This is a genomic window from Streptomyces sp. NPDC001880 (genome assembly GCF_053594575.1).
In genome coordinates, this window is record NZ_JBSFET010000198.1 from 1 (window position 1) to 4527 (window position 4527).

At 71.5% G+C, this 4527-nt stretch carries 3 protein-coding genes; 1 reads left to right on the plus strand and 2 read right to left on the minus strand.

What is annotated here, in order from left to right:
- Nucleotides 1-322: 322 nt before the first annotated feature.
- The gene (locus ACWCQ6_RS35930) at nt 323-1336 is read right to left on the minus strand and encodes an extracellular catalytic domain type 2 short-chain-length polyhydroxyalkanoate depolymerase (RefSeq protein WP_451096528.1); all 1014 of its coding nucleotides are present in this window, start codon (nt 1334-1336) and stop codon (nt 323-325) included.
- Between the two features lie 196 nt (nt 1337-1532).
- Here ACWCQ6_RS35930 and ACWCQ6_RS35935 point away from each other — a divergent pair, with 196 nt between their 5' ends.
- Entirely contained in the window at nt 1533-3383 is a 1851-nt protein-coding gene (locus tag ACWCQ6_RS35935) for a helix-turn-helix domain-containing protein (protein ID WP_451096530.1), read from the plus strand.
- A 177-nt stretch (nt 3384-3560) separates the two neighbouring features.
- Here the strand turns inward: ACWCQ6_RS35935 and ACWCQ6_RS35940 are convergent, their stop codons facing one another.
- Nucleotides 3561-4361 (minus strand): GOLPH3/VPS74 family protein, encoded by an 801-nt coding sequence (locus ACWCQ6_RS35940; protein ID WP_451096532.1) that lies wholly within the window; start codon nt 4359-4361, stop codon nt 3561-3563.
- Nucleotides 4362-4527: the final 166 nt, after the last annotated feature.

Below are 4527 nucleotides of genomic sequence, written 5' to 3' on the forward strand. Positions count from 1 at the left end.
GGACGAGGCCGGCGAGACCGGCGGCGTCGTTGTGCATCCAGAACAACCACCACTGCCGCCAAGCCGGGCGTCGTGCAGGGCCCGTCCGCCGTCGGTGCCGACCTGGGACGGCACAGCAGCCGTTTCCTGCGGCCGCACCGGCCGCGGCTGATGATCCGCCCCCGGGTGACGACCTGCCCCTGGCCACACCCCTCCCGTTCCATCGTCGTGCCCTGACCGCAAAGCGCAACCCGCGCCCGGTCTGCCTCCTGGCCGACCGAGCGCGAGCGGTGCTCGCGGACACGCCTGTCACGGCTTCCACGGCGAGGGCGGAGTATGCATGTCAGCCGCCGAGCGCATGTACCTCATTCAGGACGGCACGCATCTGGGGACCCGACTTCTGGGCGTAGTCGCTGCCCGTGTACCCCCACCAGTCCCAGCAGCCCTGGGGATTGCCGCGCAGCGGGCTGATGTCGGTCTGCGGATAGAGGATCACCAGGTTGTTGGTGTCGGCGTACTCGTTGAGATGGGACTCACGGGCGAACCGGTCACCCACGAACTTGTTGTCGCTCATGCAGCCGTGCAGGGCGACGACCAGCTTGCACGCGGCTCCTGCCGCGCAGGAGTCCGGCGTGTAGAGGAAGCTGCTGCTGCCCATGCTGTACCACTGGGCCAGGCCCCCCGGCACATACCGGTTCTGGTCGTGCCGGCTGACGGTGCCCGACTGGGCGGCGGCCGGTGGGTTCACCTTTCCCAGCCAGTGACCGAGCATCTCCCCCTGGGGATCGTTGCCGCAGTTGATCAGGAAGGGATAGAACGTGGTGCCACAGCTCAGCGGGGCGTTCGGGGTGGGCCAGCCGTGCCCTGCCGGATCAGTGTCGTGGTACGCGGTCCGGGCCCCGAAGTCCCGGTAGAACTGGACTCCTTCGTCGCTCACCGATGTCCGGACGACGGGGTCCTTGGTGCCGTGGTACGTGTAGACGGGCTTGCCCGCCAGGTTCGACACGGGATCGATCCGCCCCTCGGCCGACCAGCGGCGGGTGATCTGCTCGATGCCTTCCGGGTCGGTGGAGATCAGCCCCGTACCGCAGGCGATCAGGCCGACGACGATGCCGCCCTTCCCGCAGTAGTACGGACCCGCGGCGACGATGCCCGCGCCCTTGAAGGTGCCGGAGTAGGCGACCTGGAGCTGCGAGGCCATGAATCCGCCGGAGGAGATTCCGGTGACGTACGTATCGGTGATGTTGAGCCGGGGGAGACCCGGTTCGCCCGCGTGCGCGGGGGCGGTGAGCCCCAGGGCCGCGGCAAGAGCGGCCGCCAGGGTGACAGCGGCGGACCGCAGGGAGCCGAGCTTCATCGTGCGTTCTCCTTAACTGGTGTCCGTCCGGGGAATGGGGGGTGGATAGCCGGGTTTCGGAAACGGACGGGGCCATGGTTGGCCGCATACCGCCCTGCAGGAAATGGAGGTGTGCCACGGCGTCCACGGGCGATGAGTGGAGATTCTCTCCATCATCCGGTGTGCACTGCGGCAACGGTGCGGTATCACTGGCCGGATGACGACACAGACGGAGACCGCGGGTGCTCTGCTGCGCCTGCTGCGCGAAGAGGCCGACGAGACGGAGTTCCGTGCCGTGGCGGCCGCGCCGCAACTCGTCGACGACGCCCTGGAGATACGTTCCAGGCTCGCCGCCCACCGCCGACGGGAAGCCGCACTCGCCGCGCTCTACGAGACCGCCGGTGACCTCGCCTCGCTGCGCGATCTGGAGGACGTCCTGCAGGCCATCGTCAGCCGCGCTCGCACCCTCATCGGCACCGACGTCGCGTATCTGCTGCTCTCCGACCCGGAGGAGGGCGACACCTACGTACGCGTCACCGACGGCATCACGACGGACGGGTTCAAGACCGGCCGGCTCGCCGCCGGTACCGGTCTCGGCGGACTGGTCGCCGCGACCGCCGTGCCGTACCACACCGCCGACTACCCCAACGACGCCCGCTTCGCGCACACCCCCTACGTGGACGGCATCATCGGCGCGGAGGGACTGGTGGCCATCCAGGGCGTGCCGCTGAAGTTCGGCGATCAGGTGTACGGGGTGCTGTTCGCCGCCAACCGCCGGGTCCGTCCCTTCTCGCCGGACGAGGTCGACCTGCTCATCTCGCTCGCCAATCACGCGGCCCTCGCCATCGAGAACGCCACCCTCTTCGAAGAGGTCCGCAAGACCGCCGCCGTCCACGAGCGGCTCACCGCCGTCGCGCTCGACGGCGGCGGTCCGGCGGGGCTGGCGTCGGAGCTCGCCGATGTCCTGCGCGGCAGCGTCCTCGTCCTCGACGCACAGGACCGGCCGCTCGCCTCGGCCGGCGACGCACCACCCGAACCCGCCCTCCTCGTACGGGAGATGACACAGGCCCGGGCCCGCCGCGGTCCCGCGTCGCGCGGCACCGTCTGCGCCACCCCGATCGTCGCCGCCGACGAACACCTCGGCACCTTGCTGCTCGTACGCGGCGGACTCGACGCCTCCGACATCCACGCCCTGGAACGGGCCGCCCAGGCAGCCGCTCTCATGCTGCTGGGCGAACGCACGGTCGCGGAGGCCGAGCACCGGCTGCGCGGCGAGATCCTCGAAGACCTGCTGGGCGCTCCGCACCGTGACCCCGAAGGACTGCGCCGCCGCGCCGCGCTGGTCGGCCTCGATCTGGAGCGCGACCACATGGTGCTCGTGGCGCGGGGCGGGGACAACGCCGGGCGGCGCCGCATCACGGAACTGGCGGGCGGCCACGCCACCCGGCTCGGCGGCATCGCGGGCGAGTACGGCGGCAACACGGTGGTCGTCCTGCCCGCCGGCGACGAGCCCGGCGATGCTGCTCGTACCCTCGCCGGACTGCTGACCGACGGGATCGGACACCCTGTCACGGTCGGGGCGGAGCCCGCGGCACCCGGCGCGGCGGCCGTCGTCGAGGCACACCGCGACGCCTCCCGCTGCCTGGACGTACTGGTCGCGCTGGACCGTGTCGGCGAGGGTGCCTGCCGCGACGACCTCGGCATCCACGGCATCCTGCTGGGCCCGGCGGGCCGCGAGGAACTGGACCGTTTCGTCCGCCGCACGATCGGTCCGCTGATGGAGCACGACGAGGCCCGCGGCAGCCATCTGGTGCGCACCGCGCTCACCTACTTCGCCTGCGACGGCAACCTGAGCCGAACCGCCACCGCCCTCTACGTCCATGTCAACACGCTCTACCAGCGCATCGACCGGATCTCCGCGCTGCTCGGCCCACTGTGGCGCCATGGCGACCACGCACTCCAGGTCCACCTGGCGCTCACCATGTGGCGAACGGCGGGACAGGACTCGGCCGGCCCCTCCGAGGCCGTTCATGACCCGGGCACCGCGAAGCTGCGGACCAGGCCATAGAGACTGTCCGGGGGCGTCCGGCCGTCCTGGATCAGGCGCTTGATGCCAAGTCAGGGGACTTACGATCCGGGTGTGAGCCCGCACAGCCGTGAGATCTGCGTGAGAGCACGTGAGACGCCGAGGCCCCGCCGGAATGTCCGGCGGGGCCTCGGCACGGCGGGCTGTCACCTGTCGGAGTCACCAGCCGGCGTGCCCGCCGCCGTGGTGGCCGGTGCCGCCCGCACCGCCCTCGGACCAGCCGCCCGAGTCCAGACCGTGGCCGAGGCCGTGACCACCGGTGGTGAAGTCGGCGTAGAGATCGCTGAGCTCGCCGAGGAGCCGGCGGGTGAGGACATCCGCGCCGGTGGTCAGCGCCCCGGCGAGTTCCTCGTCGGTGACCGGGGCCGCTCCGGCGGTCGTGGGGGCGAGACGGTGGGCCGCGGCGAGGGCGCCCAGGCGACGGCGATCGGTGATGCCGCACAGCCCGGGGTAGGCGGCAGGGGCGAGGTGCGCGGCCCGGACGAGCACGGCGAGGGTGAGGTCGCGGTCGGCGGCGGACCCTGATGGGCCGGAGCGGACCACGCCGTGGAGGCGGGTCAGCAGCGCCCGGCGGCGCGGCAGGTCCACGGAGAGAATCTCGTGACGGGTACGGCCGCTGGAATCACGCCACCGACGGACACGGACCGCCTTCTGGTCCTGCAGCCGGGAGAGGTACTCGACGGTCAGGGAACGCGGCGTCCGGCGCAGCCAGTCCTTGAGGCCGGGCGGGGGAGCAGCCGCGCCGAGAGCGCGCAGGACATTGCTCAGGCGGCGGTCCTCGACGGGCCTGGTGTCCAGCACCTCGATCCGCCGGGGCCCGACGGCGATCCGACCGGCCAGGCCCAGGTCCGCCAACTCCGCGGTCCGCAGGGCGAACCGGAGCCGGTCCTCGCCCCGTATCCGTATGCGCAGCCTGCCCGGGACTATCGCGAGCAGGAGCAGATCGTCCCCCGTGGTCATACCTACCAGGGTAAGGGCTGTCCCGTAGTCCCCGGCGGGCGCGCGACGACAGCTACGGCACCTCGCCGCGTTGTCGGAACGTCCACATACATCCAGTATGCGGACGCCCCTCCGCCTTGCGATGCACCGCATCTGACGCCGCGCGCTGATCCACCGGGGATTACGG